We start from the raw sequence: 17,300 nt of genomic DNA on the forward strand, positions 1-17,300 counted from the left end.
GCGGGCGCGGCTCATGCGTCGTTCGCCGCCGCCTGTGCTTCACGCGCATATTGCGCGGGCGGCCGGCCGACGTGCCGCGTGAAGGCGACGCTGAACGTGCTGGCCGAGCTGTAGCCGACGCGCCCCGCGACCTCCGCGATGCGGCCCTCGTTGCGGCGGAGCAGGTCCTTCGCGAGCGCCATGCGCCACGTCAGCAGGTATTCCATCGGCGCGACGCCGACCGCACGGCTGAAGCGTTCGAAGAACGTCGAGCGCGACAGCGCGGCTTCCTTCGCGAGTTCGACGATCGTCCACGGGTGCGCGGGGCGTTCGTGCATCTGGCGGAGTGCCGCGGCCAGGCGGTTGTCGGCAAGGCCGCGCACGAGGCCCGGCGACGCGTTCGTGCCGGACGTGAAGCGCAGCGCCTCGATCAGCAACACTTCGAGCAGGCGCGCGAGCACGATCTCGCGGGCAGGCCGCTGCGCGCGCGATTCGTCGCGCACCAGTTGCACGAGCGTGGTCAGCCGCGGTTCGCCGCGCACGTGCACGAAGCGGGGCAGCAGTGACACCAGCAGCGAGGCGTCGGGCGAACCGAAGCTGCAGTTGCCCGCCATCATCCGCGTGTCGACCGGGTTGGCCGGATCGCCGATCCGGTATTCGCCGTGCTCGAGCGCGACGGGCGGTGCGGTCTCGACGCCCGGCGCCGGCGGTTCGAGGCTGGACATCGCGACGCCGTGCGCGGCCGGAATCAGCATGAAATCGCCGGGCAGCAGCTCGATCGGCGCATGCCCGTCGATCGCGATCCGGCACCCGCCGTCGAGGATCGCGCAGTAGAACGGCTCGCCGGCGACCGTGCGGCTGATCGCCCACGGGCTCGCGCCGCGCACGTACTTCGAGTGCCGCGCGCCCGGTTGCAGCAGCGTCACGACTTCGGTCAGCGGGTCGATCATCGCCGGACTCTCGCAAATGAAAAGCGGATTTTAGATTGTAGCGAATACGGATCCAGCCATCTATCGTACGAACACCTGCCCCACCCGTCACAGGAGTTTGCATGAAGACCGTATTGATCACCGGCTGTTCCTCCGGCTTCGGCCTCGAGATCGCGCGCCATTTCCTGGCCCGCGACTGGCGGGTCGTCGCGACGATGCGCACGCCGCGCGAGGACGTGCTGCCGCCGTCGGCTAACCTGCGCGTGCTGCCGCTCGACGTGACGAACGCGGACAGCATCCGCGCCGCGATCGACGCGGCCGGCCCGATCGACGTACTCGTCAACAACGCCGGCTTCGGCGCGGCCGCACCGGCCGAACTGACGCCGCTCGACACGGTGCGCGCGCTGTTCGAGACCAACACGATCGGCACGATCGCGCTCACGCAGGCCGTGCTGCCGCAGTTTCGCCAGCGCGGCGCCGGCGTGGTCGTGAACGTCACGTCGAGCGTCACCCTGAAGGCGCTGCCGCTGGTCAGCGCTTACCGCGCGAGCAAGGCGGCGGTCAATGCGTTCACCGAATCGATGGCGGTCGAACTTGCGCCGTTCGGCGTGCGCACGCATCTCGTGCTGCCGGGCCGTGCGCCCGACACGCGTTTCGGCGACAACGCACGCGCGAACATGCACGGTTTCGAGCACGAGGCGTATGCGGAATTCGTCGGGAAGGCCGTCGCGCGGATGCTCGATGCGACGGGGCCGATCACCCATGCGCAGGATGTCGCCGAAGCCGTATGGCGTGCGGCGACCGATCCGTCGAGCCCGCTGCACATGCCGGCCGGTGCCGATGCGCACGCGTGGGCGGCGGAAGCAGGCTGATCGATCGGGCGGGCGTCCGTCGTGCCGGTCGGGCAACCCGGCACGACGGTTCGTGCGAGGCGGGGACGCGCGTTACAGCGCGCGCGTGATCGCCTGCTCCAGCAGCGACAGGCCGAGGGCGATCTCCGCCTCGCTGACGGTCAGCGGCGGCGCGATCCGGAACACGCCGCCCATGCCGGGCAGCTGCACGATGTTCATGCTGAGCCCGAGGTTCATGCACTCGCGCGTGATTTTCGCGCCGAGCCCGTCCGCCGGCTCCTTCGTGCGGCGATCCTTGACGATCTCGACGCCGAGCAGCAGCCCGCGCCCGCGCACGTCGCCGATGCAGTCGAACCGCTCCATCAGGTCGAGCAGCCCGCGCCGGAGCCGGTCGCCCATCGTGTTGGCGCGCGCGACGAGCCCGTCGCGCTGCACCACGTCGAGCACGCGCAGGCCGACGGCCGCCGGCAGCGGGTCGGATACGTGCGTCGTGTAGAACAGGTAGCCGAGTGCGTGCGCACGCTCCTCGATGGCCGCGGACGTGACGATCGCCGCGAGCGGCAGGCCCGCGCCGAGCGTCTTCGACAGCGTCAGGATGTCGGGCGTCACGCCGTCGCGCTGGCACGCGAACATCGTGCCGGTGCGGCCGACGCCCGTCTGCGCCTCGTCGAGGATCAGCAGCATCCCGCGCTGCTCGCACTTGCGCTTGAGCGCCGCCATATAGCCTTCCGGCAGCTCGATGATCCCGCCCGAGCTGAGGATCGGCTCCGCGATGAACGCGGCGAGGTTGCCGCTCGACTGGCGGTCGATCAGGTCGAATGCGTAGTCGAGTTCGGCGAGCGGGTCGTACGCGCCGTTGCGCTCGAAGCGCGGCCGGTACGCGAACGGCGCCGGAATCGCGAACGACCCGACCGACGCCGGGCCGACACCCTTGCGGCCCGCGCTGTACGTGGCCGACGCGGCCGCGCCCGTCATCCCGTGCCACGACTGCGCGAAGCCGACGATCTCGTACTTGCCGGTGACGAGCTTCGCCATCCGGATCGCCGCTTCGTTCGATTCCGCGCCGGTGCTGAGCAGCAGCGCGCGGTCGAGCCCGGGCGGCGTGACGTCGGCGAGGCGCGTCGCGAGATCGACGACCGGCCGCGACAGCATGCCGCTGAACAGGTGGTCGAGCTTGCCCGCGTAGTCGCTGATCACCGACACGATCTCCGGATGGCAGTGGCCGAGCACCGCGCTCATCTGGCCCGACGTGAAATCGAGGATCGCGCGGCCGTCGGCGTCGTAGACGAAGCTGCCTTTCGCGCGCTCGATGATCATCGGCTCGAACGTGCCGCCGTAGCGGACCAGGTGCTGCCTGGCGTTGCGCCAGAAGGTTGCGTCGTCGTTCAGGGACATCGGGCGTCTCCGCGCAAAAGGGCTGGGATCGCTTGCAGTCTAGGCGCGCGTCTGGTTTGATGGAAACGAATAGTTCTTATGCAAGGTAGAAAAGGAGCTAATACCTTGGGACTTTCGCTTGAAATCGACCTGCTGCGGTCGTTCGTCGTGATCGCCGAGGTGCGCGCGCTCAGCCGCGCGGCGGCGCGCGTCGGCCGGACCCAGTCCGCGCTCAGCCAGCAGATGAAGCGGCTCGAGGAAGTCGTCGACCAGCCGCTGTTCCAGCGCACCGGCCGCGGCGTGGTGCTGACGCATCCGGGCGAGCGGCTGCTCGTGCACGCGCAGCGCATCCTGCGGCTGCACGACGAGGCGATGGCCGATCTGTGCGGCACGGGGTTGTCGGGGTCGATCCGGTTCGGGTGCCCGGACGATTACGCGGCGGTCTGGCTGCCGTCGCTGCTGCGGCAGTTTTCGAGCCAGCATCCGCAGGCGATCGTCGAGGTCGTGTGCGGGCCGACGCCGCGGCTGCTCGAACAGCTGGAGAAACGCGCGGTCGATCTCGCGATGATTTCGCTGCCGGACGACGGCGCGCACGCCGACATCATTCGCCGCGAGCAACTCGTGTGGATCGGTTATCCGGGGCTGGAGCCCGAGCATTTCGATCCGCTGCCGCTCGCGCTGTCCGATCGCGACACGCTCGATCACATCGCGGCGTGCGACGCGCTGGATCGCGTCGGCCGCGATTACCGCGTCGCGTATGCGAGCAGCAGCCTCGCGGGGTTGATCGCGCTGGTGCGCTCGGGGCAGGCGTTCGCGGTGATGACGCAGACGGCCGTGCCGGCCGACCTCGCGATCGTCGTCGGCGGCCCGCGGCTGCCGCCGCTGCCGGCTGTCGGCATTACGCTGAAGTTCGACCGGAAACGGCCGTCGCATCTGACGGCAGCGTTTGCCGAGCACATCCGGAATGCGTTGCCGCTGTTGTGACGCGCGATGTCCGCGGGTTTTCGAGAATGGATTTCCGGATCGATTCGGTCCGTCTGCGGATGGATTGTCAATGAATGTCAGCGCGCCTTGTGCGCCGGAATATGAAACGGGAGGATCGGGTATCCGGCGAAGCAGGCGGTGCCTTCCACGCAGGTACGGAAGCGATCTGTAAGGCGCCGGTGCGACCGGCCCGATTCGGCGGAGACGGATCGAAGCGACCCCGTGGCGCTGGATCGCGGCGGGTCGGCCAATCAATTTCGACGAGGTTCACTCGTTCCTGATGAAAAGGAATCCTTATCATGAAGAGAAGGGGAGGCGCGGCCGTCTGGATCCTGGCCGCCATGGTGATGGGGATCATCATCGGCTACATGATTTACACCAATTTTCCGGACAAGAAGGCCGCGACCGAGATCGCCGGTTATATCTCGCTGGTGTCCGACGTGTTCCTGCGCCTGATCAAGATGGTGATCGGCCCGCTGGTGTTTTCGACACTGGTGGTCGGCATCGCGCACATGGGCGATGCGGCGTCGGTCGGACGCGTGTTCACGAAGGCGCTGGGCTGGTTCGTGACGGCGTCGCTGCTGTCGCTGCTGCTCGGCCTGCTGATGTCGAACCTCCTGCGGCCCGGCGAGAACCTCGGCCTGCCGCTGCCCGATATCGGCGCGACGGCGAATCTCGCGACGGCGAAGTTCACGCTGAAGGACTTCATCGGGCACATGGTGCCGAAATCCTTCGCGGAATCGATGGCCAACAACGAGATCCTGCAGATCGTCGTGTTCTCGATGTTCTGCGGGGTGGCGCTGGCTTCGCTCGGCGAACGGGCCGCGGCGCTCGTGGCCGTGATCGAACAGACGTCGCACATGATGCTGAAGATCACCGGCTACGTGATGAAGCTCGCGCCGCTCGCGGTGATGGCCGCGATGGCGGCGACGGTCGCGGTCAACGGCCTGTCGATCCTGTACAAGTTCGCCGTGTTCATGGCCGACTTCTACCTGAGCCTGACGTTGCTCTGGACCTTGCTGGTGCTGGCCGGGCTGCTGTTCATCGGCCCGCGCGTATTCAAGCTGCTGGTGCTGATCAAGGAAGCGTTCATGCTGTCGTTCGCGACCGCGAGCTCGGAGGCCGCTTATCCGAAGATCCTCGACGCGCTCGACCGTTTCGGCGTGAAGCGCAAGATCTCGAGCTTCGTGATGCCGCTGGGCTACTCGTTCAATCTCGACGGCTCGATGATGTACTGCACGTTCGCGTCGCTGTTCATCGCGCAAGCCTACGGCATTCACCTGTCGCTCGGCACGCAGGTGTCGATGCTGCTCGTGCTGATGCTGACCTCGAAGGGCATGGCGGGCGTGCCGCGCGCATCGCTCGTCGTGATCGCGGCGACGCTGCACCAGTTCAACATCCCGGAAGCCGGCCTGCTGCTGATCCTCGGTGTCGACACGTTTCTCGACATGGGGCGCTCGGCCACCAATGCGGTCGGCAACTCGATCGCCAGTGCGGTGGTGGCCAAGTGGGAGGGCGAACTGCTGTCGGAGAGCGATGCGCAGGCGCACGCCGCGCTCATGGACGCGGAACTGGCCGCGTCGAACAAGCAGACCGTCGGCGCCTGAGCGGCCGTGTCATCTTCCGCGCGCAGACGCCGAATCATGCGTCTGCGCACGTCGTCCGTGTCCGGTCCCGTGCGGGATCGGCAAGTCTGAATTAAAACGCAGTCCTGAATATCAGGCACATCCACCGCGTCTGATACCCGCACCTGCCCGATCGGGATTTCGATCCCGGTTGCGGCCCGTCCCCTCTCTCCCGACGTTCCGCTCGATGCCGCACCACGCACGCGTGCCGGCCTGACGAGTCGTACGCCGTCTCGTTCTCCGTGGCGATACAGGCTCGGGACCCGTCCTACGACGGTCGCGGGGCTTCTGTCGGATTTACGCGCGCCGACGGCGAAATAGACTTCCAATCGAGCGACATGATCGTACGGGACGGAACACGAAGCCGACCGGCCCGCGTCGCTCGCGCAAGCGCTTCGGCATGTCGCCCGACGGTCGCACGCTGCCGGCACCGTCGACGTCGACCGCTCTTGGGGGAGCGGCCCGCCTGTATCGGCAGACGAGGGGCAATCGCCTGACACGGGCGTTGCCCGACTGTTTCCGGACCGGATCCGGACCAAATCGTTACGCCCAGAGGGTCGACACACGTCGTGCCGGTGCGCCGGCCGACCGTCGATGCCGTGCGACCGGATGCCGTCGCATCGTGCGCCGCGTCGGGCGAATGCCTATCGAGGGGGTCATCATGACCAGGTCATTTCGTATCGTCGGCGCCGCGGTTGTCGCATGGGCGTGCGCCGTTGCCAGCTTTCCGGTTCAGGTTTGCGCCGCGACGCTCACGGAGTACACGGCGCCGCGCCATGCCGCGCGGGCGCGTCCGGCGGTACGGGCCGTGCCGGCGGCCGTGACGGTCCGGGCGGCAAGCGACGGCAGCGACCAGACCGATGCGTTGCAGGCCGCGCTCAACGCGTTGCAGGCCGGACAGACGCTGATCCTCGCGCCGGGACGCTACACGGTCAGCCGCTCGTTGTCGGTGGCGACGTCGGGCGTCGTGGTGTCGGGCTACGGCGCGACGCTCGTCGCGACCAACCCGTCCGACCAGACGATCGTGATGAGCGGCGCCGGCTCGACGCTGGTGGGCGTGACGCTGGTCGGTACCGGCACCACGCGGCTCACGACGCCGGCGTCGACCAAGGTCGAGGTGACGGGCACGGGTGTCCAGGTGCTCGGCGTGACGATCCAGGGCGGCGCCAGCGCCGGGATCTTCGTGTTCGGCGGCAGCAACGTCGCGATCGTCGGCAATACGGTGAGCGCCACGCTGGCCGACGGCATCCATACGACCTACGGCTCGACCAACGTGCTCGTGCAGAACAATACGGTGAAGGGGACCGGCGACGACCTGATCGCCGTCGTCAGCTATCTGGGAGACGGCCGCGTCAGCAGCAACGTGCTGATCGATCGCAACACCGTGTCGGGAAACGCGTGGGGGCGCGGTATTGCGGTGGTCGGCGGACAGGCCGTGACGATCTCGAACAACACGGTCGACGGCGTGCAGAAGGCGGCGGGCATCCTGCTGGCGCAGGAGGACAGCTGGAAGACCTACGGCGTGTCGAACGTCGTGATCGACGGCAACGTGGTGACCAACGTCCAGAATTCGACCGTGAACAACGGGTTGCAGCCGACGCAGCAGGCGGCGCTCGAACTGGACACGTGGTCGGGCACGGTGTCGACCGTGACGGTCACGCGCAATCGCGTGACGGGATCGGGCTATGCGGGATTCCGGGCGCTGGGCAACGTATGCGACTTCGAGGTCGCGGGCAACACGTTCGCAGCGATCGCGGGTAGCGCGGTGTCGTTGCTGTCGAGCGGATGCACGGCCAGCCGGATCGTCGCCAGCGGCAATACGCTGGATGGCGTCGCACTGGTGCCGCCGGTCGGCGCATCGTCGTCGGGCACGATCGCGGCCGCGGGCGCGGCGACGACGGCGATGCCGCAGGTGCGCACCGGCCTGATGCAGTCGTCGGGCAGTGCGGCGCCGGCGGCCGGCGCCGCACGATGACGTCGCGACGACGATCAGAGGAGCCCCAGGCGCTGGCCCGCGGCCGCGGCCTGGGTGCGATTGCGCACGTGCAATGCCTTGAAGATGGCGGTGATATGGGCTTTCACGGTTTTCTCGGACAGGCCGAGCCGGTCGGCGATGAGCTTGTTCGGCACGCCTTCCGCGATCAGGCGCAGCACGTCGAGCTGGCGCAACGTCAGGCGCGGGCTGTCGGGTTCGTGCGCGGACGGCGGGTCGCGATGCGCCGATTGCATGTCGAGCAGCAGCGGCGGCACGTACCGCTCGCCGTTCATCACCATCTTGATGGCCGACAGCAGCGTGTGCGCGGTGGCGGACTTGGGGACGTAGCCGAGCGCGCCGCGCGTGAATGCCGCGCGTACGTCCTGCGGGTCCTCGGACGAAGACAGCACGACGATCGGCAACTCGGGCCGCAGCTGCGTGATCCCGTCAATCGCGGCGAAACCGTCCATGCCGCTCATTTTCAGATCCAGGACGATGACGTCGAGGTCGGTGTGCAGCTCGAGCAGCCGCAACGCGTCGTCGGCGTTGCCCGCCTGAATGTCGATCATCCCGCCATTGTCCTGGTGCAACAACGTCGCCACGCCGTCTCGCAGAACCGGATGATCATCGACAATGAGTATTTTCATGAAAATAAAAATAAAGTCGGAGGCAGATCTCTTTCGCTCATAGGGAATCCGGGGTTTTCGAAAAGTCTTAATACTTTGGTCGTATGCGACGCCGTTTTTCCATGGGCTAACGTCGGATTTACATCCGGTCAAGCGTGTTTGACACTGAATCGTCGCGGTTTTCGGTGCGCTGGGACGCACAACGAGCGTCACGAAGATCGCGATGACAAGGGCTCGGGCAAGCTGCGGAAGCCGAGAGTTTTCGGGGTGCGATCGAACCCGGGTGCAGACTATACGATAAAAAGAACCGAACGTGCCAATACGGGGTGCGCTGATTATTTCAATTGATTGCCTTCTGAAAATCAGGCAATTGACGCCGAGGCGGGCGATTCACACCGTAAAACCAGACATGTTCCTTTGCACGGATTTGACGGACGTCTCCATCGGCCTGATTCGATATCAATCAAGGTGCAATATGGAAACTATCAATGAAGAGGATTTAATTCGCGACCTGAACATGTCTTATCTGTGGCTGGCGCAGCGGTTGCTGCGGACGGATCGTGCGACCGGCATGTTTCGTCTCGGCGCGACGCCGGATATGGCGGAGGCACTGGAAAGCCTGTCGATGCGATCGATGCTGAACCTGGCATCGTCGGGCCAATTGATCTGCGTGCTGCGACTGAGCCGCCGCGATACGGTGGACGCGCTCGCGCGGCACGCGCCGTCGGACGAAGTCGCGCCGCTGCACGTCGCGCTGGCGTTCTCCAGTATGGGGGCGTTCGACCAGGATATGCCGTGAACGGCGCCGCCGATGCCGCGCATGCGGCGAGTCTTGCCGATCACGCGCGGCTCGTGCTCGATGCCGTCACGCTGATCCGGCTCGGTGCGCGCCCGCAGATGCTCGAGATCGAGCTGGCGCTGCCGCACGAGCGCCTGGTCCGCCTGTATCGCGAGGTGCGCGGCGTGGCGCCGCCAAAGGGCCTGCTGCCGTTTTCCAGCGACTGGTACATGACCTGGATGGCCAACATCCATGCGTCGCTGTTCCACAACATCTACCGCTTCCTGCGGATCGACGCGCGGTGTTCGCGACTCGACGCGCTGGTGAAGGCGTACGGGCTGTATGCGGGGCGATGCCGTGCCGCGCACTGCGATCCGCTGCTCGACCTGACGCGCGCGTGGATGCTGGTGCGCTTCGTCGACGGCGGCGTGCTGTCGACGGCGCGCTGCGTCCGGTGCCATGCCGCATTCGTGATCCATCGTCACGACCTGCGCCCCAATCGCGTCTGTGTCGCCTGCCGGCCGCCGGCACGGGCCGGCAAGCGCGCCGGCCACGTGAAGCCGGAGCCGTCCGCCGGAAGCGCGTGCGGCACGAACGCGCGGATCCGGCTTGACCCGGCAAGCGCCGGCGGACACGCGCGGTGCCGCTAGATCGCGACGCCGCGGGCGTCCGTGTCGGCCATCGAGCGCCGCCGCGCACCGGCGGCGACGAGATGACCGACCGCCGTGCGCAGTTTGCCGTTCGGCAGCGGGCGGTGCAGCAGAACCAGCCCGCGCGCATGCGCCGCGGCCCGTTGTTCGTCGGTCGTATCGCCGCTGATCAGCAAGGCGGGCACGGCGGCGTCGAGCGCCCGGCGCAGCCGCTCGATGACCGCGATGCCGTTTTCACCGCGCGGCGGCAGGTAATCGCAGATCAGCAGGTCGGGTTGCCGCGCGCCGGCCGACAGCCGGTCGAGCGCCTCCTTGCCCGAGCGTACCGCGATCGTCTCGTAGCCCCACGTCGCCAGCAGTGCGGACAACCCGGTGCGGGTCGCGCGATTGCCGTCGATCACGACGACGCGCCCTGTCGTGCCGGGCACGTCGTCGTGACCGGCGATCGGCAGGTCGAGCGGATCGGGCGGGCAGGCGGCAAGCGCGATCGCGACTTCGAAGCACGAACCGCGGCCGGGCGTCGAGTGCACGGCCAGCCGGCCATCGAGCAGGGCGGCCAGCCGCCGCACGATCGCGAGCCCGAGCCCGAAGCCTTTCTCGTGATCGCGTTCGGCATTGCCGACCTGGTAGTACTCGTGGAACACGAGCTTCTGCAGGTGATCGGGAATCCCGCAGCCCGTGTCCCAGACCTGGATCGCGAGGCGGGTGCCGCGGCGCCGGCAGCCGACGACGATTCTTCCGCGCGCGGTGTAGCGCACCGCGTTGGAGACGAGATTGCGCACGATGCGTTCGACCAGCAGCGGATCCGATTGCACCACCGCGCGGCACGGCACGCGCGACAGCGCGACGCCTTTCGCTTGCGCGTCGAGCAGGCAGTCGTTGCACACGTATTCGAGCACCGCGTCGACGGCAAACGGCCGGCGCTGCACGTCGACGCTGCCGGCGTCGAGCCGCGAAAGATCGAGCAGCGCGCCGAAGAGCCGGCTGAGCGCGTCGGACGAGCGCTCGATGCGCTCGACGAGCTGGCGCCCGTCCGGCGGCATCGGGACGCCGTGCAGCGCGCCGATCAGCAGATTCAGCGCATGCGCGGACTGGCGCAGGTCGTGGCTGGCCGCCGCGAGGAATTGCGATTTGGCGAGATTGGCCTGGTCGGCGATGTGTCGCTGGCAGTCGAGGTCGACGGCGAGTCGTTCGATCCGTGCGTTCTGCGCCTGCAGATCGACTGCGTACCGTTCGGCCTTGAAGCGCAGGCGGATGTTCCGCGTGGCCGCGCGGTTCGCCAGCAGCCCGAGATAGCCGATCACGCCGGCGATCAGCAGCATCATCGGCGCGGTCGTGCGCTGGAGCGCGTTCGTCGACAGGAGCGCGGCGCCGATATACGGGAGGGTGGCCGGCAACAGAAAGGCGATGAACGCCGGAAAGTACGTGCCGAGTACCGGGATGGCACCGGCCACGACGCCGGTCGTCGCGATGACCACGAGGCTCGCGATTTCGAAATCCGCGTGCGCCGCGAGATGAATCGACGCCCATCCCCAGCCCATGCCGGTGGCCGTGCTGAAGGCGGAGAGCCCCAGCGCCCAGCACTGCCAGCGGCTCGCGGACGACGGCGATCGCCGATACAGACGCGACAGCACGATCTGGCCGGTCGAGCACACGGCGATGTAGAGCGGCCACGCAAGGCCCGATGCGGGGGCCGGACGGCCGAGCCAGCCGATCGAAAGGGTCGCGAAGAGGGCAAGCAGCGTGCTGCCGACGGCGTAGGGCATCACGACGTCGTAGACGATCCTGACCTGTTCCGAGGCAATCCGGTCTCGCGACTGCATATGCGTCCACCAAGATCGCTGCGCACGGCAGCGGGGCGTATCGGCGCGCCCGGCACAGACGCGTATTCCCGTTACATCAGCATAGTCGTTGCGGTGTCGAAATACGCGGTATTTTTTGACGTAATCTGAAAGTTACTCAGGACTACAGATGTAATTGAGAATCGCCGGTTTGGATTCAAATGGGGTTGCGTTGGATTGTGCCTCGGCAGTGCGCAATCGGTTACATGCGGCAGCGCAGCGGCCGCGCCGGCATGGCTGGAGCACTCGACATTTTCACGGAGAAATCGTCGTTTCCACGGACGGCGCTGCCTGCCGAGCGCATGCGGCGTGGGAATGGGCCGCCGTTGCCGTGAAGCGAGCGGCGGCCACGGCAAGCTTCAATCGACCGTCGACGACATGCGCGCGCGGCCGTGGGCATCCGCCGCATCGCGCACGCGGATCGCCGCCTGCATGCCGGACAGCTTCAGTTCGGTTTCCTGATACTCGTTGACCGGATCGGAGTCGGCGACGATACCGCAGCCCGCGAACAGCCGGCACGCGCCGCCTTCGATCAGCGCCGAACGCAGCGCGACGATGAAGTCGCCGTTGCCGTGCGCATCGATCCAGCCGATCGGTGCCGCGTACCAGCCGCGATCGAAGCCTTCATGTGCGCGGATATGGTCGAGTGCCGGCGCGCGCGGATGGCCGGCGACGGCGGGCGTCGGGTGCAGCGCCGCGACGACCTGCAGCAGCGTCGCGTCCGCATGCAGCGTGGCGCGGATCGGCGTGCTCAGGTGCTGCAGTTTCGGCAGCCGGTGCAGCGACGGGTGCTCGGGCACGTCGAGCATGCGCGACAGCGGCGTCAGCGCGGCGCGGATCGCGTCGACGACGAGCGCGTGTTCGAGCCGTTCCTTCGCGGAGCCCAGCAGCGCGGCGCCGAGCGCGCGGTCGTCGTCGGGCGTGGCGCCGCGCCGGATCGTCCCGGCGAGCGCATGCGTGCGCACGTCGCCGGCCGCGACCCGCGCGAGCCGTTCCGGCGTGGCGCCGACGAAGCATGCATTTGCGCGACGGATGGCGAACAGGTGGGCATGCGCGTCGCGTTGGCGGAGCCTGCGCAGCAGCGGCGCGATCGCGACGGGCCGCGCGTACTGGTCGAGCACGTCGCGGGCGAGCACGACCTTGCCGAACGCGCCGCCGCGTATCGCGTCCACCGCGCGCCGGACTTCGCGCTGCCATTCGCTTGCCTGTAGTGCCTGCGTGTGCAGCAGGTGGGATGCATCGTCGTCGTGGGCGGCGGCGAGTGCACCGAGCGACTCGATCCGTGCAAGACACGCATGCGCGAGCGCGGCCGGATCGTCGTGCGCGGCGACGACGTGCTGGCAGACCGCCCAGTGCGCTTCGCCTTCACGCACGATCAGCAGCGTGGCCACCGTCATGCTCGCGTCGGGAAACGACGCCCAGTGCACGCTGCGCGCCCCATGCGAATCGAACCGGAAGCCGCCGACGACGCGCGGCGGCTGCGGGCCGGCCGTCACCGCGCCGCGAACCAGCGTGCGCCAGCGCGCGTCGATCTGCGCGAAGCGCGTATCGCCCGTGGCGTTCAGCTCGAGCGCGCGGTCCCAGCCGAACAGCGTGACGGACGCGTCGCCGGCTTCGTGAAAGAACCACGGCGTGACGCCGTCGTCCCAGGCCGCGATCAGGTCGAAGAAGTCGAGCGGCCGCAGCGGCACCGACACCGAGGCGAGCGTCGGCTCGCCGGTGGCGGCGGCGCGTCGGGCGGCACGCGCGAACGTGTCGTGCAGCAGCGGAAGGCCGGCGTTCATGCGAGCCCCCGCTGTTGCCGCCAGTACTGCGTTTGCTGGGCGATGTACCACGCGATCAGCCCGGCGAACAGCGACTCGACGTAGTCGGCGTCGAGACCGGCCTGTTCGGCCCAGCGGCGCCGGTCGGGCAGCATCGCGGCCACCCGTTCCGGCGCGGCGATGCTCGCTTCGTCGGGCTTGAAGCGCGACGCGGCCTTCACGTATTGCATGCGCCGGCCGAGCGCGTCGATGATGTCGGCGTCCAGGCGATCGATGGCGTCGCGAATGTCGGGAAGCCCCGTGCAGGCGTCCGGTGCTTTCATGTGTACTCCTTTCCGTAACGAAGGGACTGGTCGATCCGTTCGACCAGATGCGCGATCACCGCCGGGTATTGGTGCCGCAGGTAGAAGTGGTCGCCGTCGAACGTCTCGATGCGGATCGGGCGCGCCGCGACGTCCTGCCACGCATGCGCTTCGTCGCGGTCGAGTTCGGTATCGGCGAGCGGATGCATCACGCCGAGCGGCGCATCGATGCGTGGCGGCCGGTCGCGCCGGTACGTCTCGATCGCGCGATAGTCGTCGCGGATCATCGGCAGGTAGATCGCACGCATTTCCGGATCGGCGAGCAGCGCGGCGTGTTCGCCGGACAGCCGGGCGACATCGCCTGCGAGCGCGTCGTCGGATTGCAGGTGCAGATTCGACAGGCGCTGGCGATGCGGCGGCGGCAGCGCGGAGACGGCCACGTAAAGCGGCGCGGCGCCGCGTGCTTCGAGCCGTAACGCGACCTCGTACGCGAGCGCCGCGCCGAGGCTGTGCCCGAACAGCACGAGCGGCGCGTGCGCATAGCGTTGCAGGGCGTCGGTCGCGGGGCCGGCGAGTGCCTCGATCGACTGCAGGCACGGTTCGCCGAAGCGCTCCTCGCGGCCCGGATACTGCAGCGCGAGCAGATCGACGTCCCACGGCAGCGCGCGGCTCCAGTTGCGAAAGAAATTCGCGGTGCCGCCCGCGTGCGGGAAGCACACGAGTTGCGCCCGTGCGCACGGCGACAGCCGCAGCTCGCGGATCCAGTTCGAACCGGTCGGGCGCGCGATCATGCGGCGGCCGCCTGCAACTGGCGGCGCAGCAGCTCGCGCAGCGATTTCTTGCTGGTCTTGCCGATGCCGGTTTCCGGGAAACGCGGCATGAACTCGATACGGTCGGGAATCTTGAAGGCCGCGAGTCCGCAATCGCGCAGGTAGCGTTTCAGCACCAGCCTGGACGGTGCAGGCGCGCGCGCGACGACGAACGCGCACGTACGCTCGCCGAGCAGCGTGTCGGGCATTGCGACGACTGCCGCGTCGTGCACCTGCGGATGCGCGAGCAGCAGGTTCTCGACTTCCTCGGCCGACACTTTCTCTCCGCCGCGGTTGATCTGGTCCTTGTCGCGGCCTTCGACGACGAGGTCGCCGTCCGCGGTGCGCCGCACACGATCGCCGCTGCGGTAGAAGCCGTCGGCCGTGAACGCCGTTGCGTCGTGGTCGGCGAGCCGGTAATAACCGCGTATCGTGTACGGGCCGCGTACCTGCAGCTCGCCGATCTCGCCGGGCGCGACCGGTTCGCCGGCTTCGTCGACGATGCGCACTTCATCGGCATCCGATACGGGGCGCCCCTGCGTACGCGCGATGCGTTCGGGCGAATCGTCGAGCCGCGTGCAGCAGATGAGCCCTTCGGCCATCCCGAACACCTGCTGCAGCCGGCAGCCGAGCACGGGCGTCACGCGCGCGGCCGCGTGGTCCATCAGCCGCGCGCCGCCGACCTGCAGCACGCGCAGGCTCGACAGGTCGGCCTGCCGTTGCGGTTGCTCGTCGAGCCACAGCAGCGCGAGCGGCGGCACGAGCGCGGTATGCGTGACGCGTTCCCGCGCGATCAGCGCGAAACTCTGTTCGGGCTCGGGCCGGCCGGTCGTGACCACGCGGCCGCCCGCGAGCAGCGCACCGATCGTGCCGGGGCAGCACAGCGTGAAGTTGTGCGCCATCGGCAGCGCGGCGAGATACACGGTGTCGGCACCGAAGCCGCTTGCGGCGCTGCATGCGCGCACGTTGTACAGGTATTCGCGATGGCGGCGCGGAATCAGTTTCGGCGTGCCGGTCGTGCCGCCCGACAGCTGGAAGCAGGCGATGTCGTCGGCGCGTGCCGCGCATTCGAGTACGGGCGGCGCGTTATACAGCGCGTCGAACGACGTGAACGCGTGATCGTCGCCGGCCATCACCACGTGCGCGAGCGTCGGGCAGTCGGCCTGCAACGCGGCCGCGAGCGGGCGGCAGTCGAAATCGCCGAGTTGCGACGCACCGAGATAGGCGCGCGCGCCGGCAAAGCGGCAGAACGCGCCGATCTCGTAGTGGCGGTGCGCGGGCAGCGCGAGCACCGGCCGCACGCCGAGCTGGAACAGCGCGAAGCACGTCTCGATGAAGCGCGCGCCGTTCGGCAAATGGACGACGACCGCGTCGCCGCGCGTCAGGCCGAGCCGAGCGAGGCCGCCCGCGAGTCGCCGGATGCGCGCCAGCAGGTCGCGATAACCGAGCCGGCAGGCGCCGTCAACGACGGCGAGCGCGTCGGGATGGCGCCGCGCACACGCATCGAGCGCGGCGAAGAACGTCGTGTCCTGCCAGTAGCCGGCGTCGCGGTAGCGGCGCGCGACGTCGTCGGGCCAGTCGGGCGCGTCGGCCGGCACGGCCGGCGCCAGGGAGGGAAGGGAGGATTGCATGCGCAGACCTTGGGTTCCGGCAAGTTGTCAAAAAATGTAAATGAGAGGTATTATCATTTGGAACACGCGCCGCGATAGCGTCGTTTCTTTTGATATCGCGGCAATTTCATTCGATCGGGCGTCCGTTGCGCGGCGCCCGCGCGGTCCGGCCGGACAATCGGCCGGTTGCCGCCGGCGCGCGCCGGTCCGCGCGTGCCGCCTAACCAACGGACCCTCCGATGAGCTCGACCTCCTTCGCTTCGTCACGACGTCACCCGCCGGTGCTCGTGCCCGGCAACCATCCGGGCGTGGTGCACGTCGATGCGGGCATGAAACTCATGAGCGGCACGCTGTGCTCGGACAGCCGCGACTGGTACGAGGAGCCGCTCGAGAAAGGGCTGAAGCTCGTCCTCGTGCAGAGCGGACAGTTGCGCTGCCGCGTGCCCGGCCAGCCCGAGCAGTGCATCAAGGGGCCGGGCCTGTGCGTGATCGCCAACGACGGCGAGTTCACGACGCACCAGATCTACGATCGCGACGTGCCGCTGCGCTACACGATCGTGCAGCTCGGCCTCGACGCGCTCGACCGCAACCTGAGCCTGCTGCCGGAAAAGATGCTCGCGCCGACGGGCGGCGATCCGCGCATCGTCAGTTGCCCGGCGTCGAAGGCGCTGCAGGCGCTCGCGGTGCAGATCGCCACCTGCCCGTTCGAGGGCGCGGTGCGCGAGTACTACCTGAAGGCGAAGGCGTTCGAGCTGACCGCGCTGAGCGCGCAGCTGCTCGCGACGCAGCGGCAGTTCGCGCCGGCCGACGTGCGCGTCACGTCGTCGGATGTCGAGCGCGTGTATGCGGCGAGCGACATCCTGACGCGCGAGCTCCAGCAGCCGCCGACGCTCGACGCGCTCGCGGGCCGCGTCGGGATGAATTCGCGCAAGCTGACGGCCGGATTCCGCAAGGTGTTCGGCACGAGCGTGTATGCGTACCTGCAGGAATACCGGCTGCGGACCGCGCACGCGATGCTGTGCGCGGAGGACGCGAACGTGTCGACCGTCGCGTATCGCGTCGGCTACAGTCCCGCGCATTTTTCGATCGCGTTCCGCAAGCGCTACGGCATTTCGCCGAGCGATATTCGCGCGTCGTCGAACGCGATCGACGACGACGAACTGACGAGCGCGGCAATCTAAAACAACTGACCGGCAGCCTAAAG

Annotated in this window: 15 protein-coding genes; 7 read left to right on the forward strand and 8 right to left on the reverse strand. The window is 68.1% G+C overall.

Going from position 1 to position 17,300, the window contains the following annotated elements; genetic code table 11:
* Positions 1–11 precede the first annotated feature (11 nt).
* Complete coding sequence (locus HWX00_RS15640; RefSeq protein ID WP_175026790.1) at positions 12–929, reverse strand: AraC family transcriptional regulator; 918 nt, start codon at positions 927–929, stop codon at positions 12–14.
* Positions 930–1,030: 101 nt separating this feature from the next.
* On the opposite strand from HWX00_RS15640, the gene HWX00_RS15645 reads away from it, so the two are divergent.
* Positions 1,031–1,780, forward strand: a complete 750-nt coding sequence (locus HWX00_RS15645; RefSeq protein WP_034186161.1) for an SDR family oxidoreductase — start codon at positions 1,031–1,033, stop codon at positions 1,778–1,780.
* Between the two features lie 72 nt (positions 1,781–1,852).
* Here HWX00_RS15645 and HWX00_RS15650 read toward each other — a convergent pair whose 3' ends face one another.
* Positions 1,853–3,154 carry an aspartate aminotransferase family protein gene (locus tag HWX00_RS15650; protein ID WP_175026791.1) on the reverse strand — a complete coding sequence of 434 codons (1,302 nt, stop codon included), beginning with the start codon at positions 3,152–3,154 and terminating at the stop codon, positions 1,853–1,855.
* A gap of 78 nt (positions 3,155–3,232) precedes the next feature.
* Here HWX00_RS15650 and HWX00_RS15655 point away from each other — a divergent pair, with 78 nt between their 5' ends.
* The 3 genes from HWX00_RS15655 (at position 3,233) to HWX00_RS15665 (ending at position 7,717) form a co-directional block, all read left to right on the forward strand.
* Positions 3,233–4,117: a LysR family transcriptional regulator gene (locus HWX00_RS15655; protein WP_175026792.1), complete on the forward strand. Its 885-nt coding sequence runs from the start codon at positions 3,233–3,235 to the stop codon at positions 4,115–4,117.
* Positions 4,118–4,416: 299 nt separating this feature from the next.
* Positions 4,417–5,724, forward strand: coding sequence for a dicarboxylate/amino acid:cation symporter (locus tag HWX00_RS15660; protein ID WP_069245982.1), 1,308 nt, complete (start codon positions 4,417–4,419; stop codon positions 5,722–5,724).
* 679 nt (positions 5,725–6,403) lie between these two features.
* Positions 6,404–7,717 (forward strand): right-handed parallel beta-helix repeat-containing protein, encoded by a 1,314-nt coding sequence (locus HWX00_RS15665; protein ID WP_034186165.1) that lies wholly within the window; start codon positions 6,404–6,406, stop codon positions 7,715–7,717.
* A gap of 14 nt (positions 7,718–7,731) precedes the next feature.
* On the opposite strand, the gene HWX00_RS15670 is transcribed toward HWX00_RS15665, so the two are convergent.
* A complete protein-coding gene (locus HWX00_RS15670; RefSeq protein WP_244131174.1) occupies positions 7,732–8,556 on the reverse strand; it encodes a response regulator in 825 nt (274 codons plus the stop codon).
* Positions 8,557–8,752: 196 nt separating this feature from the next.
* Here HWX00_RS15670 and HWX00_RS15675 point away from each other — a divergent pair, with 196 nt between their 5' ends.
* Together HWX00_RS15675 and flhC are read left to right on the forward strand one after the other, a co-directional pair.
* On the forward strand, positions 8,753–9,142 hold the full coding sequence (locus HWX00_RS15675) for a flagellar transcriptional regulator FlhD (protein WP_080287718.1): 390 nt from the start codon (positions 8,753–8,755) through the stop codon (positions 9,140–9,142).
* Positions 9,139–9,771, forward strand: coding sequence for a flagellar transcriptional regulator FlhC (flhC, locus tag HWX00_RS15680; protein ID WP_059556870.1), 633 nt, complete (start codon positions 9,139–9,141; stop codon positions 9,769–9,771). Before HWX00_RS15675 ends, flhC begins: the two co-directional genes overlap by 4 nt.
* Here flhC and HWX00_RS15685 read toward each other — a convergent pair.
* From HWX00_RS15685 to HWX00_RS15705, 5 genes are all read right to left on the reverse strand, one after another.
* On the reverse strand, positions 9,768–11,594 hold the full coding sequence (locus HWX00_RS15685; RefSeq protein ID WP_175026793.1) for an ATP-binding response regulator: 1,827 nt from the start codon (positions 11,592–11,594) through the stop codon (positions 9,768–9,770). The two genes, flhC and HWX00_RS15685, sit on opposite strands and share 4 nt — an antisense overlap.
* A 377-nt stretch (positions 11,595–11,971) precedes the next feature.
* The gene (locus tag HWX00_RS15690) at positions 11,972–13,396 is read right to left on the reverse strand and encodes an isochorismate synthase (protein WP_034186168.1); all 1,425 of its coding nucleotides are present in this window, start codon (positions 13,394–13,396) and stop codon (positions 11,972–11,974) included.
* On the reverse strand, positions 13,393–13,698 hold the full coding sequence (locus HWX00_RS15695) for an isochorismate lyase (protein WP_034186169.1): 306 nt from the start codon (positions 13,696–13,698) through the stop codon (positions 13,393–13,395). The genes HWX00_RS15690 and HWX00_RS15695 overlap by 4 nt, the downstream gene beginning before the upstream one ends.
* Positions 13,695–14,468 carry a thioesterase II family protein gene (locus HWX00_RS15700; RefSeq protein WP_034186170.1) on the reverse strand — a complete coding sequence of 258 codons (774 nt, stop codon included), beginning with the start codon at positions 14,466–14,468 and terminating at the stop codon, positions 13,695–13,697. Before HWX00_RS15700 ends, HWX00_RS15695 begins: the two co-directional genes overlap by 4 nt.
* Positions 14,465–16,117 carry a (2,3-dihydroxybenzoyl)adenylate synthase gene (locus tag HWX00_RS15705; RefSeq protein WP_175026794.1) on the reverse strand — a complete coding sequence of 551 codons (1,653 nt, stop codon included), beginning with the start codon at positions 16,115–16,117 and terminating at the stop codon, positions 14,465–14,467. The genes HWX00_RS15700 and HWX00_RS15705 overlap by 4 nt, the downstream gene beginning before the upstream one ends.
* A gap of 218 nt (positions 16,118–16,335) precedes the next feature.
* Here HWX00_RS15705 and HWX00_RS15710 point away from each other — a divergent pair, with 218 nt between their 5' ends.
* On the forward strand, positions 16,336–17,277 hold the full coding sequence (locus HWX00_RS15710; protein WP_051700896.1) for a helix-turn-helix domain-containing protein: 942 nt from the start codon (positions 16,336–16,338) through the stop codon (positions 17,275–17,277).
* The last annotated feature ends 23 nt before the right edge of the window (positions 17,278–17,300 follow it).

The organism is Burkholderia seminalis DSM 23518 (genome assembly GCF_902832885.1).
Taxonomy (GTDB): Bacteria; Pseudomonadota; Gammaproteobacteria; order Burkholderiales; family Burkholderiaceae; genus Burkholderia; species Burkholderia seminalis.

Excerpts from the sequence above, each read along its gene's own strand:
- HWX00_RS15665 (WP_034186165.1), top strand. The coding sequence starts at position 6,404 with ATGACCAGGTCATTTCGTATCGTCGGCGCCGCGGTTGTCGCATGGGCG.
- HWX00_RS15655 (WP_175026792.1), top strand. The coding sequence starts at position 3,233 with ATGCAAGGTAGAAAAGGAGCTAATACCTTGGGACTTTCGCTTGAAATC.
- HWX00_RS15700 (WP_034186170.1), bottom strand. The coding sequence starts at position 14,468 with ATGATCGCGCGCCCGACCGGTTCGAACTGGATCCGCGAGCTGCGGCTG.
- HWX00_RS15645 (WP_034186161.1), top strand. The coding sequence starts at position 1,031 with ATGAAGACCGTATTGATCACCGGCTGTTCCTCCGGCTTCGGCCTCGAG.
- HWX00_RS15690 (WP_034186168.1), bottom strand. The coding sequence starts at position 13,396 with ATGAACGCCGGCCTTCCGCTGCTGCACGACACGTTCGCGCGTGCCGCC.
- HWX00_RS15650 (WP_175026791.1), bottom strand. The coding sequence starts at position 3,154 with ATGTCCCTGAACGACGACGCAACCTTCTGGCGCAACGCCAGGCAGCAC.
- HWX00_RS15660 (WP_069245982.1), top strand. The coding sequence starts at position 4,417 with ATGAAGAGAAGGGGAGGCGCGGCCGTCTGGATCCTGGCCGCCATGGTG.
- HWX00_RS15710 (WP_051700896.1), top strand. The coding sequence starts at position 16,336 with ATGAGCTCGACCTCCTTCGCTTCGTCACGACGTCACCCGCCGGTGCTC.
- HWX00_RS15640 (WP_175026790.1), bottom strand. The coding sequence starts at position 929 with ATGATCGACCCGCTGACCGAAGTCGTGACGCTGCTGCAACCGGGCGCG.
- HWX00_RS15675 (WP_080287718.1), top strand. The coding sequence starts at position 8,753 with ATGTTCCTTTGCACGGATTTGACGGACGTCTCCATCGGCCTGATTCGA.
- HWX00_RS15695 (WP_034186169.1), bottom strand. The coding sequence starts at position 13,698 with ATGAAAGCACCGGACGCCTGCACGGGGCTTCCCGACATTCGCGACGCC.
- HWX00_RS15705 (WP_175026794.1), bottom strand. The coding sequence starts at position 16,117 with ATGCAATCCTCCCTTCCCTCCCTGGCGCCGGCCGTGCCGGCCGACGCG.
- HWX00_RS15685 (WP_175026793.1), bottom strand. The coding sequence starts at position 11,594 with ATGCAGTCGCGAGACCGGATTGCCTCGGAACAGGTCAGGATCGTCTAC.